The following is a 15,934-nucleotide window of genomic DNA, read 5'->3' on the forward strand; positions in this document are numbered from 1 at the left end:
GACGGGAGGAAAATAGGTGTCTGCAATCCAGATAGAACAGCTCGGCAAGAGCTTTGGCGCCGTGGAAGTTCTGCGCGATGTGACGATCGAGATCGCCAGTGGCGAGTTTGTCGTCCTTGTCGGTCCCTCAGGCTGCGGCAAGTCAACCCTTCTGCGCATGATCGCCGGCTTGGAAGAACAGACGACGGGCGAGATCCGTATCGGCGGGCGGGTCGTCGACGAGATGCCGGCCAAATCGCGCGACATTGCGATGGTGTTCCAGAGCTACGCGCTTTATCCGCACATGAGTGTCGCGGACAATATGAGCTTTGCGCTTCGATTGGCGAAGGTCCCCAGAGAAGAGATTGTCGCGAGGGTGAAAGCGGCCGCTGAGATCCTCGGCCTGCAGGATCTGCTTGGCCGCATGCCACGCCAGCTGTCCGGCGGCCAGCGCCAGCGCGTCGCCATGGGCCGCGCGATCGTGCGTGATCCAGCCGCCTTCCTGTTTGACGAGCCGCTGAGCAACCTCGATGCCAAGCTGCGTGTCAAGATGCGCGCCGAAATCAAAAAGCTTCACCAGCGGCTGGGCCGAACGAGCATCTACGTCACTCACGATCAGACCGAAGCGATGACCCTTGCTGACCGTATCGTGGTGCTGAACCGCGGCCGGGTCGAGCAGATCGGCACACCTTCAGAGCTCTATGAGCAACCCGCCAACCTGTTCGTCGCCGGTTTTATCGGATCCCCGGAAATGAACCTGATCCCGGGCCGGATCGACAACGGCGCATTCGTCGCCGAGCAGGGTCTCCGCTTACCCTTACCGGAGGACGGCCGGATGGGGGACAGGGAAGAGGTGGTATACGGAATTCGTCCGCAGCACATTGCAATCGGCGGGAACCACGCTCGGGCGGAGGTTCAGGTGGTCGAGCCGACCGGCGAGGCCCAGGAACTTACCTTGAATGCAGGTGGCGTCGACCTCATGGCCGAGGTGCGGGATCAGCCCCCGTTCAGACCTGATCAGGAGATTGGCTTGGAGATCATGGTCTCCAAGGTGCATCTGTTCGATGCTCGAAGCGGCATCAGGATTGTTTAGGGGCGGGCACTGACGGGCTTCCGGCGAATCTCGGCATCGACGTTGGCCGGCATTGTCGAAGAGGTCGGTGAGGCGTCGAAGGTTTCCGACGCGTAGGCACCGAAAAGCACGCCGATCAGCGGCGTAGCTGATGACGGTGTGCTTGCTCCATTTTCCCCCCCCAAGTGTTTATTCTCACAAGAGAAATTCTAACGCGCACAAGCTTGGGTGCTTGACACAGGTCGCGACAACTGGATAAGTGGATACACAGATACGCTCTGATTGGACCAAGGACATGGCAGCAGACGCAATCGAGCCGCTGGGCATCACGACCGCCGAGGAGGAGGCTTATCGCCACATTCAGCGTGCCTTGAGGATGGGGCGCTACCGCGCCGGGGACCGGCTTATCCCGGAAGAGATCGCGACGGAAATCGGCATGAGCCGCATGCCGGTTCGCGAAGCATTCCGCCAGCTGGCCGCGGAAGGTCTTGTGGTCATTCGCCCGAACCGTGGCTGCATCGTCGCCGGCCTTACCCTCGATGAGATATACGAAACGTTTGAAATGCGCTCGGTGCTCGAAGGGCTGGCGGTGAGGCTTGCCATGCCGCACATCGATATCGAAGTGCTTGAAGAACTGGAACGCCAGCTCGACCGCATGGAGCGCGCCAGCCAGACCGGCAGCAGCGACTGGGTCGTGCGCCATCAGGCCTTCCATTTGCAGATTTGCCAATTGAGCAACCGACCCAAGCTGGTCCGGCAGATTGCCAGCCTGCACGTCGTGATCGAACCCTACCTGCGCATCTGGTTCGACTATGTCGACAAGCCCGCCAGCGCGCGCGCCGAGCACGAGATCCTGATTGAGGTGTTGCGGTCAGGTGATGCCGGCAAGGCAGAGATCGTCATGCGGGATCATATCGTCGAGACAGCGCCCCTTCTGGCCAACTTCGCAAGTCCCGGCCGCCGCTAGAAAACGCCATCTAACTCGTTGAAGCCGGAAGATAATCCGGCACGCCGAAAGGGAACTGCCATACCGGCAAAAAGAGGAGAATGACATGAAAATTAGCCGCATCGCAGCCATTGCGTCGGTCCTGTTCGGCCTGGTCCAGGCCGCCGTTGCACAAGAAACACCAAAGGCAATTACCATTGCCACCGAAGGAGCCTACGCGCCCTGGAATTTCACAACAGCCGACGGCAAATTGGACGGCTTCGAAGTCGATCTCGCCAATGATCTGTGCGGGCGAATGAAGATCGAGTGCAAGATCGTCGCACAGGACTGGGACGGCATGATCCCCGCGCTGACCGTTGGCAAGTTCGACGTGATCATGGCGAGCATGTTCATCACTGAAAAACGTCTGAAGATCATTGACTTTACCCAGCCATATGCGGTGGATCCCTCAGGTTTCGCGGTCGCAAAGGATAGCGAACTGGGCAAGGTCGGCATTTCCAACGAGCGGTTCAAGCTGGAGAATGAAGCCTCTGCGCAGGCGGCAATCGACAAGCTCAAGCCATTGCTGAAGGGAAAGATCATTGGAGTTCAGGCTGCAACGGCGAACCTGGAATTTGTGAAAAAATACTTCTCGGACGTCGCCGAGATTCGCGAATACAAGACCACCGAGCAACACGATCTCGATCTCGCTGCGGGTCGCATCGACGCGCTCTTCGCACAGCAGACAGCGCTGGCCGCCACGTTGGGCAAACCGGAGTTCAGCGACTATACGCTTGCCGGGCCGGGATTTGTCGGGGGGCTCTTCGGTCTTGGCTCCGGTGCCGGTATCCGCAAAGAGGACATCAAGCTGAAAGATATGCTCAACGGGGCCATCGACGCCGCGATCGCCGATGGCACGATCAAAACCCTGTCGCTTAAATGGCTCAAGAGCGACGTCACTCCAGTCAAGTAGGCGCTTGTCGGCGAACGGCCATTCCTGACCCGTTCCGGAGCTGAGCCGTTCGCCCTGCCGGGGGTATCGATGGTTGACGCATTCCGGCTGCTTGGTTTCCAGCACGGAGGTTGGGGGGCTGCTCTTCTCATGGCGGCCTCGGTTACAGTGCTTCTGTCTGTGCTGGGCTTTGCGCTTGGCGCTGTATTCGGTGGGCTGGCAGCGGCCGGCCGTCTCCGCAACTCCAAGGTATTGAGGTTCTTGGCCCTTGGCTATTGCACGGTTTTCCGAGGCGTGCCCGACCTTCTGACCATTTATCTGCTTTACTATGGAGGAAGTGTCGCCCTGACCTCGCTTGGTCATAGCCTGGGCGGGTCCGGATTCGTCGGCGTTCCGGCCTTTGCCACTGGAACCTTGGCCATCGCAATCATCTCGGGCGCCTATCAAGCCGAGGTCTATCGAGGGGCCTACCTCGCCATCGACCAAGGACAGCACGATGCCGCTTGCGCGCTTGGTCTCAACCGGCTGCAGCGGCTGCGACAGGTTATTTTTCCCCAGCTCCTGAGCTACGCGCTGCCAGGTCTCGGCAACGTGTGGCAGTTGGTTCTGAAGGACTCGTCGCTGATATCGGTAATCGGCCTCGTTGAACTGATGCGCCAGGCACAGATCGCTGCAGGTTCGACCCGTGAACCATTCATCTTCTACATTGCTGCAGCCTTGCTCTATCTGGCTATCGCTTCCGTCACGGGCCATGCCTTTTACCGTCTGGAACGAAAGGCGCCGTGGCGCGTCCGGTCGGCATGATAGATTTCAGTTTTTTCCTCGAAATCCTGCCGAAGCTCCTCGCCGGCCTGCCGCTTACGATAGAATTGGCCCTGACTTCCATTGTTGCCGGCTTCGTCCTTGCCGTCACATTGGCGCTTGCCCAGCAATCGGAATCGCCCTTCGTCGTTTTGCCGATCCGTGGCTTCGTTGCCGTGTTCAGGGGCACGCCCCTGCTGGTGCAGATTTTTCTGACATATTATGGCCTTGGTCAGTTCCGGCACCAACTGTCGGCAATTGGATTATGGGCCGTTTTCCGCGAACCCTACTGGTGCGCAATCATCGCGCTGACACTCAACACCACCGCCTATGGCAGTGAAATCCTCCGCGGCGCGATTCAATCGGTGCCGCGCGGCCTTGTCGAGGCGGCCCGGTCTGTCGGCCTGTCCACCTGTCTGACCTATCGGCATGTTATCCTGCCGCTGGCCTTTCGCCAGGCTCTGCCGAGTTACGGCAACGAAATCATCCTGATGATCAAGGGCACGTCTCTGGCCTCCATCGTGACCTTGATGGAGGTGACTGGAATTGCCCAGGGATTGATCTCCCAGACTTACCGCGCCTTTGAAGTCTTCATCTGCGCGGGCGCCATTTATCTCACTTTGAATTTCGCGATCATCCGTGCCTTGGCGGCACTCGAATACTGGATGTCGCGGCATCTGCGGCACCGCCCCTCGACGATGAGGGACGCCGCCTCTTGAGCACGATCAGAAGGGCATAGCATGCGAAATTTTGAGAAGCCAACGCGCTCGGTCGTCGTTTCACGCGAGGCCATGGCCGCCACCTCTCATCCGTCGGCGACCCTGACGGCGGTGGAGATCATGGCGACCGGCGGCAACGCCATGGATGCCGCCATCGCAGCCTGCGCAGTGCAATGTGTCGTCGAGCCAGCCTCGACCGGCATTGGAGGCGATTGCTTCGCTCTTCTGTCGCGAAACGGATCCGGCGAGGTCATCGCCTATAACGGATCGGGCAGGACACCCGCCGCCCTCACAATTGACTGGTTCCTCGAACGTGGCATGGCGGAGGTAGCCCGCAATTCTCCTGGCTCCGTCACCATCCCGGGAGCCATCGATGCCTGGACCAGGTTGCACGCTGATCATGGGCATATGCCCTTCGATCAAATCCTGGCCCCCGCTATACGTTTCGCCGAGGAAGGCTACGCCATTTCACCGCGGGTCCATCGTGACTGGGCGTTGGAAGAAGAACTTCTGGCCTCCGATGTGACCGCGAAACGGATTTTCCTGCCAAACGGCCGCGCGCCAGGCGTTGGCGAAGTGCATCGCCAGCCTGAGTTGGCTGCAACGCTGCGGCTGATCGCCGAGAAGGGACGAGAGGCCTTCTACACTGGCCCTGTGGCCGAAGACATGGTCGCCTATCTTCGTGGGCTCGGCGGATTGCACACACTCGAAGATTTCGTCTCGGCAACAGGCGAGTACGTGACCCCGATCAGCACGGCGTTTCGAGGCTGCGATGTGTTCGAATGTCCGCCGAATGGCCAGGGTGTGATCGCATTGCTGATTCTAAACATCCTCTCGCGCTTCGAAGCCCACGGCGACCCGCAATCCGCGGACCGGCTTCACCTGGAAATCGAAGCGACACGCCTCGCTTACGCCGCGCGTGACCTGCTCGTCGCCGATCCTGATGCGTCCGAGGTCCCGGTGGCCGACATGTTGTCGAATGCTTGGGCCGATCGTCTGGCGGGCATGATTGACCTAAAGCGCGCCCGCGCGGACCTGCCGGCGTTCGATATGCCGCTGCACAGCGACACGGTCTATATTTCCGTTGTCGACAAGGATCGCAATGCGGTCAGTTTCATCAACTCGGTCTTCGACAGCTTTGGCTCGGGCCTGGTCTCGCCACGCTCCGGTGTCGTCTTGCACAATCGCGGGCAAAGCTTTTCGCTTGACCCCAGGCACCCCAATGCAGTGGCGCCGAACAAGCGACCTCTGCATACCATCATACCCGGGATGCTTGCGAGAGGCGGCCGGGCAGAGATGCCTTTCGGCGTTATGGGTGGCTACTACCAGGCAATGGGCCACGCGCACCTGCTGACGAAGGTGCTCGACTTCGGGATGGATCTGCAGGAGGCGATCGATCTGCCGCGGGTCGCCCCTGTCAGCGGCACGATGAAGGTCCAGGCCGAACACGGGCTCGCTCGCGAAACCGTAGCTGAACTTAGCCGGCGCGGTTTCGAAATCATTCCTGCCACGGACCCGATCGGCGGTGCGCAGGCTATTCGCATCGATTGGGCAAACGGGACCCTGCTGGGCGGTTCTGAACCGCGCAAGGACGGCTGCGCCCTCGGTCTGTAGGGCGGTTGTGGCCAGAGCGGAATCCAAGATGCTGAAGGCGTTCTTCATCGCCATTTGGCCGGCGAGCAGGAGCCTCTGGCGCCATGGTCCAGATAATTCTTGCACGCCATCGACAATCCGCTCGGCGCGAGATTGTCACCCATGTCTTAGGTATAAACTGTTACCTATATCTCCGGGCCGTACAGGGAAAAAATGGTGCCCAGAGGCGGATTCGAACCACCGACACCCGGATTTTCAGTCCGCTGTCGGTGATTGATATTGTTCAGATTTTAGGCCGAATGTCGCGTTTGTGTCGCGTCAAGCCAAAACCGCCCGCTCGGCCTGAACTCGTTGCCCTGTTTAGCGCCCAAACGCGCGTGCCGTGGTGCCGACAGTCATTCAGATGGATGATGGTATGGTTCGGCACTCATAGTAAGCACTGATCCCCAGGCAATTTAGAGACTTTCTGAGGTCCATGTTCCCTATGGGCGCAAGCGGCGCGACGACGGAGGTGTTGGCGCAGGCGGCGGGGTCGGCGTCGTCGAGGCTCGCACGCCTGGAAGCCACGACGACCGACGTCGACCAACGGGCAACCGTGGGGCGCTCGATCGATCAGGAGATGGCACGGGCGACGAGCCAGTTCGACAGCGACAGGCGTGTCAACCAGCCGCAAGCGCAGGCGATCGAGAAGCAATTGCAAGTTCTCAAGTCAACCGGCAACGCTGTCGCGGCTCAACAGGCGGGACTGCACGCCATGGAAAGGCAGTCTTCCACCGCATCGCATCTCCTCCAAAGCTTTTTGCGGCGTCAGCAGGATGCCAGCGAGCGGGGTCAACTCGGCCAGGCGGATGCCAGAGTGTTTACGCTCGCCACACCGCCGGAGCGGGCGAGCTCGCTTCATCCGATCTTTCTGCTTCCTGTTCGGGAGATCCCTACATGATTATCGAGTTGTTCGGTCCGCCTGGTGCAGGCAAGACGACCCTTCTCCGCGCCCTTTGCCGTGAGCTGGCGAAACACGACATCCGTGTGAAGACAGTCAATGGCTATCGCCGGATTGATTTTGTGTCTGTCGGCAGCGAAGTCGATTCGGTCGAGGATGAAAGCCCGGAGACACGCCATGGTATCCAGCGTCTGGTGCACAAGCTCGCCACCGCGAGTCCGGTCTTGTTCTCGACCCCGCCGAGCGAGGGGGCCGCTGCGCGGCTTTTGGCATCGATCCCTCCAAAAAGCCGAATATGGGCGTTGCGTCTGAAGATCGACGTCGTTTTGCTCTTCGAAGCCTGGAATACGGCGAAGGCCTCAGAAGGGTACTTCATTTTCGAAGAGGGCATCGTTCAGGCGTTGTGTGCGCTCGTCCTGTTGGGACGAAATCCAAGTATCGACATGGTTCGTAATTGCCTGACGTTCCTGCCGCGACCGGATCTCCTCATTCAAGTCGACGCGCCCGGGGAAACGCTGCGCCACCGCCTCATTGAGCGGTATGCGCGGCAGCCGTACCTCGAGCGCCTTCTCGAAGTCGGAGTGGTCAGGGGCCTGAAGCAAGCGGATATCGCGAGGGAGATCGGCCAATGCCTGCAAGACAAATGGCCGCTGATGCGTGTCGACGGCCTCGACCCACGCAATTTCGAACAGGTCGTCGCGCGCATCGTGGGGCACGGATTGCCCGCGACGGCATGCGTCGGGCCAGACTAGAGGCGCGAGTTGCATGGTGCTCACGGTGAGATCGTTCGTTGGCATTCGCAGATTTCTGCGGGCGCAGCGGCGACCGTTCGGGAGCGTCCATGAGAACCGTGCACCCGCTCGTCGGGATTACCGAGCAAGCCACCAGACGGCTGGGTACGGTGCCCATTACTCCGACACGTACCGGTCCGGCTACTATGCAGCTCTGTGGTCGGGTATCGAAAAGCCTTTGGTCGAACGTATTCTCCTGCCTGTCGGCGGGCCGAACCGGAAATGCCTGGACTTCGCATGCGGCACAGGCCGCATAGCAAATATCGCAGCTCCATTTTTTGGTGAAGTCGTCGGCGTTGACATCTCCCAATCTATGCTGGCTAGCGCACGGGTTCCGAAGAACGTGAAATTGGTCCGCGCTGATCTTACGTTCTCTCCGCTTGCCGAAAGGTTCGACGTGGTCACGGCATTCAGATTCTTCCTCAATGCTGAAGATGAGCTCAGGAAGGATGCACTGTCGGCCATCAGCGCGCATTTGAACGAAGGTGGATTGCTAATCTCGAATATCCACATGAATGCGACCTCCCCAATAGGGCTGGTCTGCCGCATTCTGAACCGTTATGCAGGAGGGACAGTCCGCCACACTTTGAGCATTAAAGGATACGAGCAGACGCTCATTGCAAATGGCTTTATTGTCGAGCGGATAGTTGGGTACGGTTTTTTGCCGCGACCCGGGAAATTGCTGCCAAGACTGTGCGAAATATTGATGGTGCCGTTTGAAAGGATCTGCGCAAGTGCCAGGATTCCGGCGGAGCTTGCGCAGAATTTCCTGGTGGTTGCCAGAAAGCGGTAAAGCCGGCGGGCACATGAAATTTGAAACCGAGCATTTGCCATGAGGCTGGTCTTTGTTGAAGCTCATGTCGCGTGGAGTTGCCGACAGTCGCAGGAAACCCTTGAAACTCAACGGTAACAGTTCGCAACACGGCGCGACATGAAATGCCGTAAGTCGCCAAGCTGGCGACACCGCAAGCCATTGACTTTATATGAGGAAGTAGTGGTGCCCAGAGGCGGATTCGAACCACCGACACGCGGATTTTCAGTCCGCTGCTCTACCAACTGAGCTATCTGGGCCTGCTCCGGCGGGCGGCAATCTGCACACCGGGTTCATGAAAGCGCCGTCGGCACCCCTTGAAAGCGCGTGGGTTATAGCACGGGAATTCGGCCTGTCCAGCGCTTAGAGCATGATCCCGAAAAGTGGAATCCGGTTTTCGGAAAAGATCATGCTCAAACAAAAAGCATGATCCCGAAAAGTGGAATCCGGTTTTCGGAAAACATCATGCTCAGGCAAAACGCCAGAACCTGTTCCGTCCGACAGTGCCCGGATGGAACAAGTTCTGGACATTGAGTTCAGGCGGGAAGCGACAGGCAGTCGGCAAGGCCGATCATCGGTCACAATCGCGGCCGCGAAACCGTCCCGAGCTTGTGGAAAACCGCAGGCGGACGGCGCTATTTCTGGTCGTCGTCGTCGTCCTCGTCGTCGCGGCCCGGGATGACGTAGACGCCCTTCAGCCAGCGGTTGAGGTCGATGTCCTTGCAGCGCTTCGAGCAGAACGGGTAGGTTTCGCGCGCCGATGGCTTGCCGCATTCGGGGCAGGGCCGCTTGGGTCGCAGCGGCGTGACCTTGTCGTCCGGGCTCATATCCGCGCACCCGCCAGCCAGTTGACGTGCACCTTGAAGCCTTCGCCGCTCAGCAGCGCCACCGTCTCGTAGAGCGGCAGGCCGACGACGTTGGTGTAGGAGCCGACGAGCTTGACGACGAAGGCGCCGGCAAGCCCCTGGACGGCATAGCCGCCGGCCTTGCCGCGCCATTCTCCCGACGCGATATAGGCGTCGATCTCCTCGCGCGGCAGCCGCTTGAAGCGCACCCTGGTCTCGACCAGCCGCAAGCGCTGCTTGCCGCCCGGCGTGATCAGGCAGATGCCGGAATAGACCCGGTGCGAACGGCCGGACAGCAGCCCGAGGCAGTTGGCGGCATCGTCGAGCGTCTCGGCCTTGGGCAGGATGCGCCGCCCGACGGCAACCACCGTGTCGGCGGCCAGCACGAAGCTCGGCAGGTAGTCCGTCTCGGTTTTCAGCGAGACCAGCGCCTTCTCGGCCTTCTGCGTCGCTAGCCGCTTGGCCAGCGACCGCGGATGCTCCGCGCGCAGCGGCGTCTCGTCGACATCGGCCGGCAGCACGCGATCCGGCTCGATGCCGGCCTGCTGCAACAGCTCGATCCGGCGCGGCGAACCCGAGGCAAGCACGAGCTTCTGCAAAATGCCCATCGCGATCCCGGCCGGGTCCTTGAACTTACTTGAAGCGGTAGGTGATGCGGCCCTTGGTCAGGTCGTAGGGCGTCATCTCGACCAGGACCTTGTCGCCGGTCAAAACGCGGATGCGATTCTTGCGCATGCGGCCGGCCGTATGGGCGATGATTTCATGTTCGTTTTCGAGCTTGACCCTGAACATCGCGTTGGGCAGCAATTCCGTCACGACACCCGGAAACTCGAGGACTTCTTCCTTCGGCATTCGATACCTTTGCTTGGATGGGTACTTCCAGCGCCCCGGCCGGAAAGTTGCGCGGAACCTATATGATAAACGTCCGCTTGTGAACACGCTTAATCCGCAGCGTTTTCAGCCTCGTTGCCGAGAAAACGGCGGCCGATCCGCGCCTTCAGCCGCTCGCGCACGTCGCGATAGGCAGCCATGATCTGTTCGCGCGTGCCGCTGACGCCGGTCGGGTCGGGCATTGGCCAATATTCGACTTCGACGGCCAGCGAGCGGGTGAGTTCGAGCGCGGTGTGGTGGGCTTCCGGCGCCAGCGTCACGATCAGATCGAAATAATCGTCTTCGAGGTCGTCCATCGTTCTCGGGTGCCGTTCGCCGAGCGACAGCCCCTCTTCGGCCAGCACGGCATCGACGAACGGATCGCGTTCGCCGCCGCGCACCCCGGCCGAGGCGACGAAAGTGGTAGGCGGGAGCACCTTGCGCGCCAGCAATTCGGCCATCGGCGAGCGCACGGCGTTCATGCCGCAAACAAACAGGATAGAGCGGGGCAGGATCGAGCGGGGCAGCGGGGCGGCCAGTTTAACCTCGCCAGTGCAGCACGCAAACCAGCGTGAACAGCCGGCGCGCCGTGTCGAAATCGATGTCGATCTTGCCGGCAAGCCGGTCCATCAGCGTCTGCGAGCCTTCATTGTGCAGGCCGCGCCGGCCCATGTCGATCGCCTCAATATGGCTGGGCGTCGCGGTGCGGATGGCGTCGTAATAGCTTTCACAGATCATGTAGTAATCCTTGACGATGCGCCTAAGCGGCGTCAGCGACAGGATATGGGTGACCACGGCTGCGCCGTCCTCGCGCGCCACCGCGAACACCAGCCGGGATTCGGCCAGCGACAGTTTCAGTCGGTATGGCCCGGCACCGTCGTCATTGACCGGCTGGAAACGGTTCTCCTCGATCAGGTCGAAGATCGCCACCGCCCGCTCATGCTCGACATCGGGCGTCGATCGGCCGATCGTCTCGTCGAGCTCGACATCGATCAGCCTGGCGCGGGTTTCGTCGTAGTCGGACATTTCTACATGTTCAGCCGGATGGCGACGGAGCGTCCATGCGCATCGAGTCCTTCCGCCTTGGCCAGCGTGATCGCCGCCGGCGCCAGCGCCCGCAACTGTTCCGGCCCGAGCTTCAGGATCGAGGTACGCTTGACGAAATCGAGCACCGAAAGCCCGGACGAAAAGCGCGCCGAGCGCGCCGTCGGCAGCACGTGGTTGGAGCCGGCGACATAGTCGCCGATGGCCTCCGGCGTATGACGGCCGAGAAACACCGCACCGGCATTGCGCATCCGCGCCAGGAAAGGCTCTGGGTCGTCGATGGCAAGCTCGACATGTTCGGCCGCGATGCGGTCGACCAGCGGCAGTGCTGCCTCGATCGTCGGCACCAGGACTATGGCGCCGAAATCGCGCCAGCTCGCCGCCGCCGTTTCTCCGCGCGGCAGGTTCTGCAACTGGCGTTCGACCGCCTGTTCGACCGCCGCGCCAAAGGCACGGTCGTTGGTGATCAGGATCGACTGCGACGACACGTCGTGCTCGGCCTGGGCGAGCAGGTCGGCTGCGATCCAGTCGGGGTCGTTGCTGCCATCGGCGACGACCAGCACTTCCGAAGGCCCGGCGATCATGTCGATGCCGACCGTGCCGAACACCTGGCGCTTGGCCGCCGCGACATAGGCATTGCCGGGGCCGACGATCTTGGCGACCGGCTTTATCGTCTCGGTGCCATAGGCAAGGGCTGCGATCGCCTGGGCGCCGCCGACGCGGTAGATTTCGGAAACGCCGGCAAGGTCGGCCGCGACCAGCACCAGCGGCGGCACGTCGCCGCCGGAGGCTGGCACCACCATGGCAATGCGCTCGACGCCGGCGACCTTGGCCGGCACGGCGTTCATCAGCACCGAGCTCGGATAGCTCGCCGTGCCGCCCGGCACATAGAGCCCGACGGCCTCGATCGCCGTCCAGCGCGAGCCGAGCTCGACGCCGGCTGCATCGGTATAGCGATCGTCTTTAGGCAGCTGCCGCTGGTGATGGGAGCGGATGCGGTCGCGCGCGAATTTCAGCGCCTCGATCGTCCGCGGATCGGCTGCTTCGTAAGCCTTGGCGACGTCATCCCCGGAGACGGCAATCCCGAGCCTTGTCAGGTCGCCGCCGCCGAATTTCTGCGTGTAGGCGACGAGCGCCGCGTCGCCCTCGGCGCGCACCTTGGCGATGATCTCGCGCACCACGGCGTCGACGTCGGCCGAGACTTCCCGCTTCGTCAGCAGGAACGCGGCAAAGCGCTGCTCGAAATCGGCGTCGGACTGGCGAAGCGTGATGGCCATCGGCTCAGACTCTGTGGACCGGGCGCGACGTCGCTTCCCAGGCGCCGCCGACATCGGCAAGCCGCGCCTCGATGCATTCGACATCGAGCATGATGGCGCCGCCTCCCGCAAAGATCAGCTCGACGATGCCGGCCGGCTTGTCTAGCGCGACGAAGCTGATCGCCAGCAGCGACAGCACTTCCTCGGGCTTGTCGCGGGCAATACCGCTGGTCTTGGCGGCGAGCACCCGGTCGAAATGCAGTACGGCTTGCCGCCGCTCATTGTGCTGGCGCAAGAAGCCGGATTTCGCCTCCCAGACGAAGCGGTTCATGGTCAGCACGAAGCGCTTTACCGAAGGCAGGTATTCGAGATCGCTGACCTTCATGACGGCATCCTGGACATGCGCCGAGATGATGCTCAGATCCTGATCGTCGAGCGCGACAAGCTTAAGGCCATTCATGCGGAATTCGCACCTGCGAAGGTTTACATTTGGCCTTCTGTTAGGCGGTCTTGGCGATCCGCGCAACCGGACCGCAAGCCTTGCGGAAAGGCTTTAGCCCGAAATGCGCTCGATCTCCGCGCCGCAGCCGGACAGCTTTTCTTCCAGCCGCTCGAAGCCGCGGTCGAGATGATAGACGCGGTTAACCGTGGTCTCGCCTTCTGCCGCAAGGCCGGCGATGACCAGCGACACCGAGGCGCGAAGGTCGGTTGCCATGACAGGCGCGCCCTTCAGCTTCGCCACGCCGTCGACGATCGCCGTCTGGCCGGACAGCGTGATGTGGGCGCCGAGCCGGGCGAGCTCCTGGACGTGCATGAAGCGGTTTTCGAAGATCGTCTCGGTGATGCGCGACTTACCCTTGGCCATCGTCATCAGGCCCATGAACTGCGCCTGCAGATCGGTCGGGAACGCCGGGAACGGCGCCGTCGTCACGTCGACCGGCGAAATGCCGGCGCCGTTGCGCCTGACGCGGATGCCGGAATTGGTCTGCGTGATCTCAGCACCGGTCTGCGAAATGATGTCCAGCGCCGTCTGCAACAAGTCGGGCCGCGCGCCTTCCAGCACGACGTCGCCGCCGGTCATCGCCACCGCCATCGCATAGGTGCCGGTCTCGATACGGTCGGGGATCACCCTGACGCGGGCGCCCGACAGCGCCTCGACGCCGTCGATGGTGATGGTCGCGGTGCCAGCGCCGGAGATCTTCGCACCCATGGCGTTGAGGCAGTCGGCAAGGTTGACGATCTCGGGCTCGCGGGCTGCGTTTTCGAGCACCGTCTCGCCTTTGGCCAGCGAGGCCGCCATCATCAGCACATGGGTGGCGCCGACCGAGACTTTCGGGAACACGTAGCGGTTGCCGACCAGCCGGCCGTTCCTGGTCTTGGCGATGACATAGCCGGTGTCGACGTCGATATCGGCGCCCAGCGCCTGCAGGCCTTCCAGGAAGAGGTCGACCGGCCGCGTGCCGATGGCGCAGCCGCCGGGCAGCGACACCTTGGCCTCGCCCATGCGGGCCAGCAGAGGGCCGATCACCCAGAACGACGCCCGCATCTTCGACACCAGCTCGTAAGGCGCCGTCGTGTCGACGATGTTGCGGGCGGAGAAATTGATGGTGCGCGAATAGCCCTCATGCTGCTTTTCGCGGCGGCCATTGACCGAATAGTCGACGCCGTGATTGCCGAGGATGCGGATCAGCTGCTCGACGTCGGCCAGATGCGGCACGTTTTCCAGCGTCAGCGTGTCGTCGGTCAAAAGCGCGGCGATCATCAGCGGCAGCGCGGCGTTTTTCGCGCCCGAGATCGGGATGGTTCCGGCAAGCTTGTTGCCGCCGACAATTCTGATGCGATCCATGAAGAGCGTCCCCTCGGCCGAAAAGCCGGTTTAAATCGGTTGAGTCAGTTGCGGCCCATCTAGACCATTGGCCGGCTTGGTTCAAGAAACAGGCTATTTCCCCGCGTTGGCCCACGATACCTTGGCCAAAATACCGGCGACCAACATAGCCGATTCGCGTTAATCCTTCTGCTTTGCCGCCTGCAGCCCGTCCGGCCGCTGGTCGGCCCCGCCGGTTCGCCGTGAGCGCGATTGCGCCTTACGCTTCTGCAGATTGGCACGCAACTGCTCGGCCAGCCGGTCCTTGCGGCCAGCCTTTTTTGGTGGACCATCCTTGTTCGGAGAAATTCTCTTATCGTTCATCGTCCCGTCCCCGGCCGGCGACCCGCCGGTGCGCATCAAGGGATAGCCAACATTGTGGCATGGCCATGTCCGGAACAATCGCCTGGTGCGGCCTTTCAACCCGTCTTTGTCTTGGCCTTGCGCTTGCCGGTTCGATATGGCAGAAGCCCCGCCATCGGCGGCTGCGGTAGCTCAGTGGTAGAGCACTCCCTTGGTAAGGGAGAGGTCGAGAGTTCAATCCTCTCTCGCAGCACCAGATCGTTTTCGCTAGCGCACCTTCCAAGGCCGCTTGACCTGCTCGATGATGATTGTGCACGGTTGGCGAGGTTGCCGAAAAATAGGCGCCCCGCGACCTGCCGAGTGCCACGCGCGCAGGCTTGTCAAAAATGATGGTCTTGCACGCTCACCTCCCGAGTCTCGAACGCGACTCAATCCTCTGTGATGTGATAGCTTACCGCCATGTCGGATCATATTTTGCCTGGCCAGAAGCAGCCCAAGCTGATCGTCGTCGTGGCGTTCGATCGTGGCGAGGACGGCGAACTGTTTCCCACCTTTGGTCCGGCCGATCAGCAAAGCGAGGAACGCGCCATCCGCACCGCTAAGACGCTCGCAGGGAAGCACGTTGGCGTAATCGCATGGAGCCGTGACGCGAACCCGGCGCTTGGTGACTACGGCCCGCCGACCGTGCTATTCACCAGCGGTGACGTGCCGGATATGGAGTAAATTCAGTCGGGGTCTATCTCACGGTGCTCGATGGGACGTGCTTTACAAGGATGATGAGCCTTTTTGCCCGATTCATCCTCGCCCTTCCAGTCTGCTTGATCTGTCTGCCTTTCGTATCCAAAGCGGCTCCAGGCTCCACAGCATCCCGCGATGTGGAGGAGGCCGAGGCGTGCAGTCCTCTAAACAAAGCCAACGAAAGAGTATTAAGGACGCCCGCCATTCAGGTTACGGACCACTTAGTTAGGTATGGTGACCAACCTGGGTTTCTGCATCAAGAAGAGATCTACATAGGCGACATGGTTTACTCACGACGCCAGCCTTTTGGGCGCTGGATCGCGACGGCACGTCCTCCGGGCAGCGACTTGAATCCGGACGGGACGCCGATAAACCGAACTTGCAGCCGCGTCGGTGAAGAGAAGTTGGACGGCATAAATACCGTGGTCATC

Annotated in this window: 19 protein-coding genes and 2 tRNA genes; 11 read left to right on the plus strand and 10 right to left on the minus strand. The window is 61.3% G+C overall.

Annotation, left to right across the window (positions count from 1 at the left end; all coding sequences use genetic code 11):
- The first annotated feature begins 16 nt into the window (after positions 1–16).
- The 9 genes from NKH91_RS26025 to NKH91_RS26065 all read left to right on the plus strand — a co-directional run bounded on the left by NKH91_RS26025 (position 17) and on the right by NKH91_RS26065 (position 8,565).
- A complete protein-coding gene (locus NKH91_RS26025) occupies positions 17–1,072 on the plus strand; it encodes an ABC transporter ATP-binding protein (RefSeq protein ID WP_352885295.1) in 1,056 nt (351 codons plus the stop codon).
- Between the two features lie 274 nt (positions 1,073–1,346).
- Positions 1,347–2,018: a GntR family transcriptional regulator gene (locus NKH91_RS26030; RefSeq protein WP_352482437.1), complete on the plus strand. Its 672-nt coding sequence runs from the start codon at positions 1,347–1,349 to the stop codon at positions 2,016–2,018.
- 85 nt (positions 2,019–2,103) lie between these two features.
- Positions 2,104–2,949 carry a transporter substrate-binding domain-containing protein gene (locus NKH91_RS26035; RefSeq protein ID WP_023719454.1) on the plus strand — a complete coding sequence of 282 codons (846 nt, stop codon included), beginning with the start codon at positions 2,104–2,106 and terminating at the stop codon, positions 2,947–2,949.
- Between the two features lie 69 nt (positions 2,950–3,018).
- The gene (locus tag NKH91_RS26040) at positions 3,019–3,732 is read left to right on the plus strand and encodes an ABC transporter permease (RefSeq protein ID WP_023719453.1); all 714 of its coding nucleotides are present in this window, start codon (positions 3,019–3,021) and stop codon (positions 3,730–3,732) included.
- Positions 3,729–4,448 carry an ABC transporter permease gene (locus NKH91_RS26045; RefSeq protein WP_352716986.1) on the plus strand — a complete coding sequence of 240 codons (720 nt, stop codon included), beginning with the start codon at positions 3,729–3,731 and terminating at the stop codon, positions 4,446–4,448. The genes NKH91_RS26040 and NKH91_RS26045 overlap by 4 nt, the downstream gene beginning before the upstream one ends.
- 21 nt (positions 4,449–4,469) lie before the next feature.
- The gene (gene ggt, locus NKH91_RS26050; RefSeq protein WP_352885296.1) at positions 4,470–6,062 is read left to right on the plus strand and encodes a gamma-glutamyltransferase; all 1,593 of its coding nucleotides are present in this window, start codon (positions 4,470–4,472) and stop codon (positions 6,060–6,062) included.
- A 463-nt stretch (positions 6,063–6,525) separates the two neighbouring features.
- The gene (locus tag NKH91_RS26055) at positions 6,526–6,981 is read left to right on the plus strand and encodes a hypothetical protein (RefSeq protein ID WP_352791676.1); all 456 of its coding nucleotides are present in this window, start codon (positions 6,526–6,528) and stop codon (positions 6,979–6,981) included.
- Positions 6,978–7,733 (plus strand): AAA family ATPase, encoded by a 756-nt coding sequence (locus NKH91_RS26060; protein WP_023719449.1) that lies wholly within the window; start codon positions 6,978–6,980, stop codon positions 7,731–7,733. The genes NKH91_RS26055 and NKH91_RS26060 overlap by 4 nt, the downstream gene beginning before the upstream one ends.
- Positions 7,734–7,950: 217 nt before the next feature.
- Positions 7,951–8,565 carry a class I SAM-dependent DNA methyltransferase gene (locus tag NKH91_RS26065; protein WP_352482429.1) on the plus strand — a complete coding sequence of 205 codons (615 nt, stop codon included), beginning with the start codon at positions 7,951–7,953 and terminating at the stop codon, positions 8,563–8,565.
- Between the two features lie 202 nt (positions 8,566–8,767).
- On the opposite strand, the gene NKH91_RS26070 is transcribed toward NKH91_RS26065, so the two are convergent.
- The 10 genes from NKH91_RS26070 to NKH91_RS26115 all read right to left on the minus strand — a co-directional run bounded on the left by NKH91_RS26070 (position 8,768) and on the right by NKH91_RS26115 (position 14,786).
- Positions 8,768–8,843 (minus strand) — tRNA-Phe (locus NKH91_RS26070).
- A 375-nt stretch (positions 8,844–9,218) separates the two neighbouring features.
- Complete coding sequence (gene yacG / locus NKH91_RS26075; protein ID WP_352885297.1) at positions 9,219–9,410, minus strand: DNA gyrase inhibitor YacG; 192 nt, start codon at positions 9,408–9,410, stop codon at positions 9,219–9,221.
- A complete protein-coding gene (locus NKH91_RS26080) occupies positions 9,407–10,036 on the minus strand; it encodes a Maf-like protein (protein WP_023719446.1) in 630 nt (209 codons plus the stop codon). Before NKH91_RS26080 ends, yacG begins: the two co-directional genes overlap by 4 nt.
- A 25-nt stretch (positions 10,037–10,061) precedes the next feature.
- The gene (infA, locus tag NKH91_RS26085; RefSeq protein ID WP_006200926.1) at positions 10,062–10,280 is read right to left on the minus strand and encodes a translation initiation factor IF-1; all 219 of its coding nucleotides are present in this window, start codon (positions 10,278–10,280) and stop codon (positions 10,062–10,064) included.
- Positions 10,281–10,369: 89 nt separating this feature from the next.
- Positions 10,370–10,780: an arsenate-mycothiol transferase ArsC gene (locus tag NKH91_RS26090; RefSeq protein ID WP_023719445.1), complete on the minus strand. Its 411-nt coding sequence runs from the start codon at positions 10,778–10,780 to the stop codon at positions 10,370–10,372.
- Between the two features lie 58 nt (positions 10,781–10,838).
- Positions 10,839–11,324, minus strand: a complete 486-nt coding sequence (locus NKH91_RS26095; protein WP_023719444.1) for a UPF0262 family protein — start codon at positions 11,322–11,324, stop codon at positions 10,839–10,841.
- Between the two features lie 2 nt (positions 11,325–11,326).
- Positions 11,327–12,619: a histidinol dehydrogenase gene (gene hisD / locus NKH91_RS26100; protein ID WP_352885298.1), complete on the minus strand. Its 1,293-nt coding sequence runs from the start codon at positions 12,617–12,619 to the stop codon at positions 11,327–11,329.
- A gap of 4 nt (positions 12,620–12,623) precedes the next feature.
- Positions 12,624–13,058 carry a DUF2948 family protein gene (locus tag NKH91_RS26105; protein WP_352885299.1) on the minus strand — a complete coding sequence of 145 codons (435 nt, stop codon included), beginning with the start codon at positions 13,056–13,058 and terminating at the stop codon, positions 12,624–12,626.
- Positions 13,059–13,151: 93 nt separating this feature from the next.
- On the minus strand, positions 13,152–14,444 hold the full coding sequence (gene murA / locus NKH91_RS26110) for a UDP-N-acetylglucosamine 1-carboxyvinyltransferase (RefSeq protein ID WP_352885300.1): 1,293 nt from the start codon (positions 14,442–14,444) through the stop codon (positions 13,152–13,154).
- A 159-nt stretch (positions 14,445–14,603) separates the two neighbouring features.
- Entirely contained in the window at positions 14,604–14,786 is a 183-nt protein-coding gene (locus NKH91_RS26115) for a hypothetical protein (protein WP_352885301.1), read from the minus strand.
- 160 nt (positions 14,787–14,946) lie between these two features.
- Here NKH91_RS26115 and NKH91_RS26120 point away from each other — a divergent pair.
- Positions 14,947–15,021 (plus strand) — tRNA-Thr (locus NKH91_RS26120).
- Between the two features lie 203 nt (positions 15,022–15,224).
- Entirely contained in the window at positions 15,225–15,488 is a 264-nt protein-coding gene (locus NKH91_RS26125) for a hypothetical protein (RefSeq protein WP_023719439.1), read from the plus strand.
- The last annotated feature ends 446 nt before the right edge of the window (positions 15,489–15,934 follow it).

This window comes from Mesorhizobium sp. M0894, from assembly GCF_040319725.1.
Classification (GTDB): Bacteria; Pseudomonadota; Alphaproteobacteria; order Rhizobiales; family Rhizobiaceae; genus Mesorhizobium.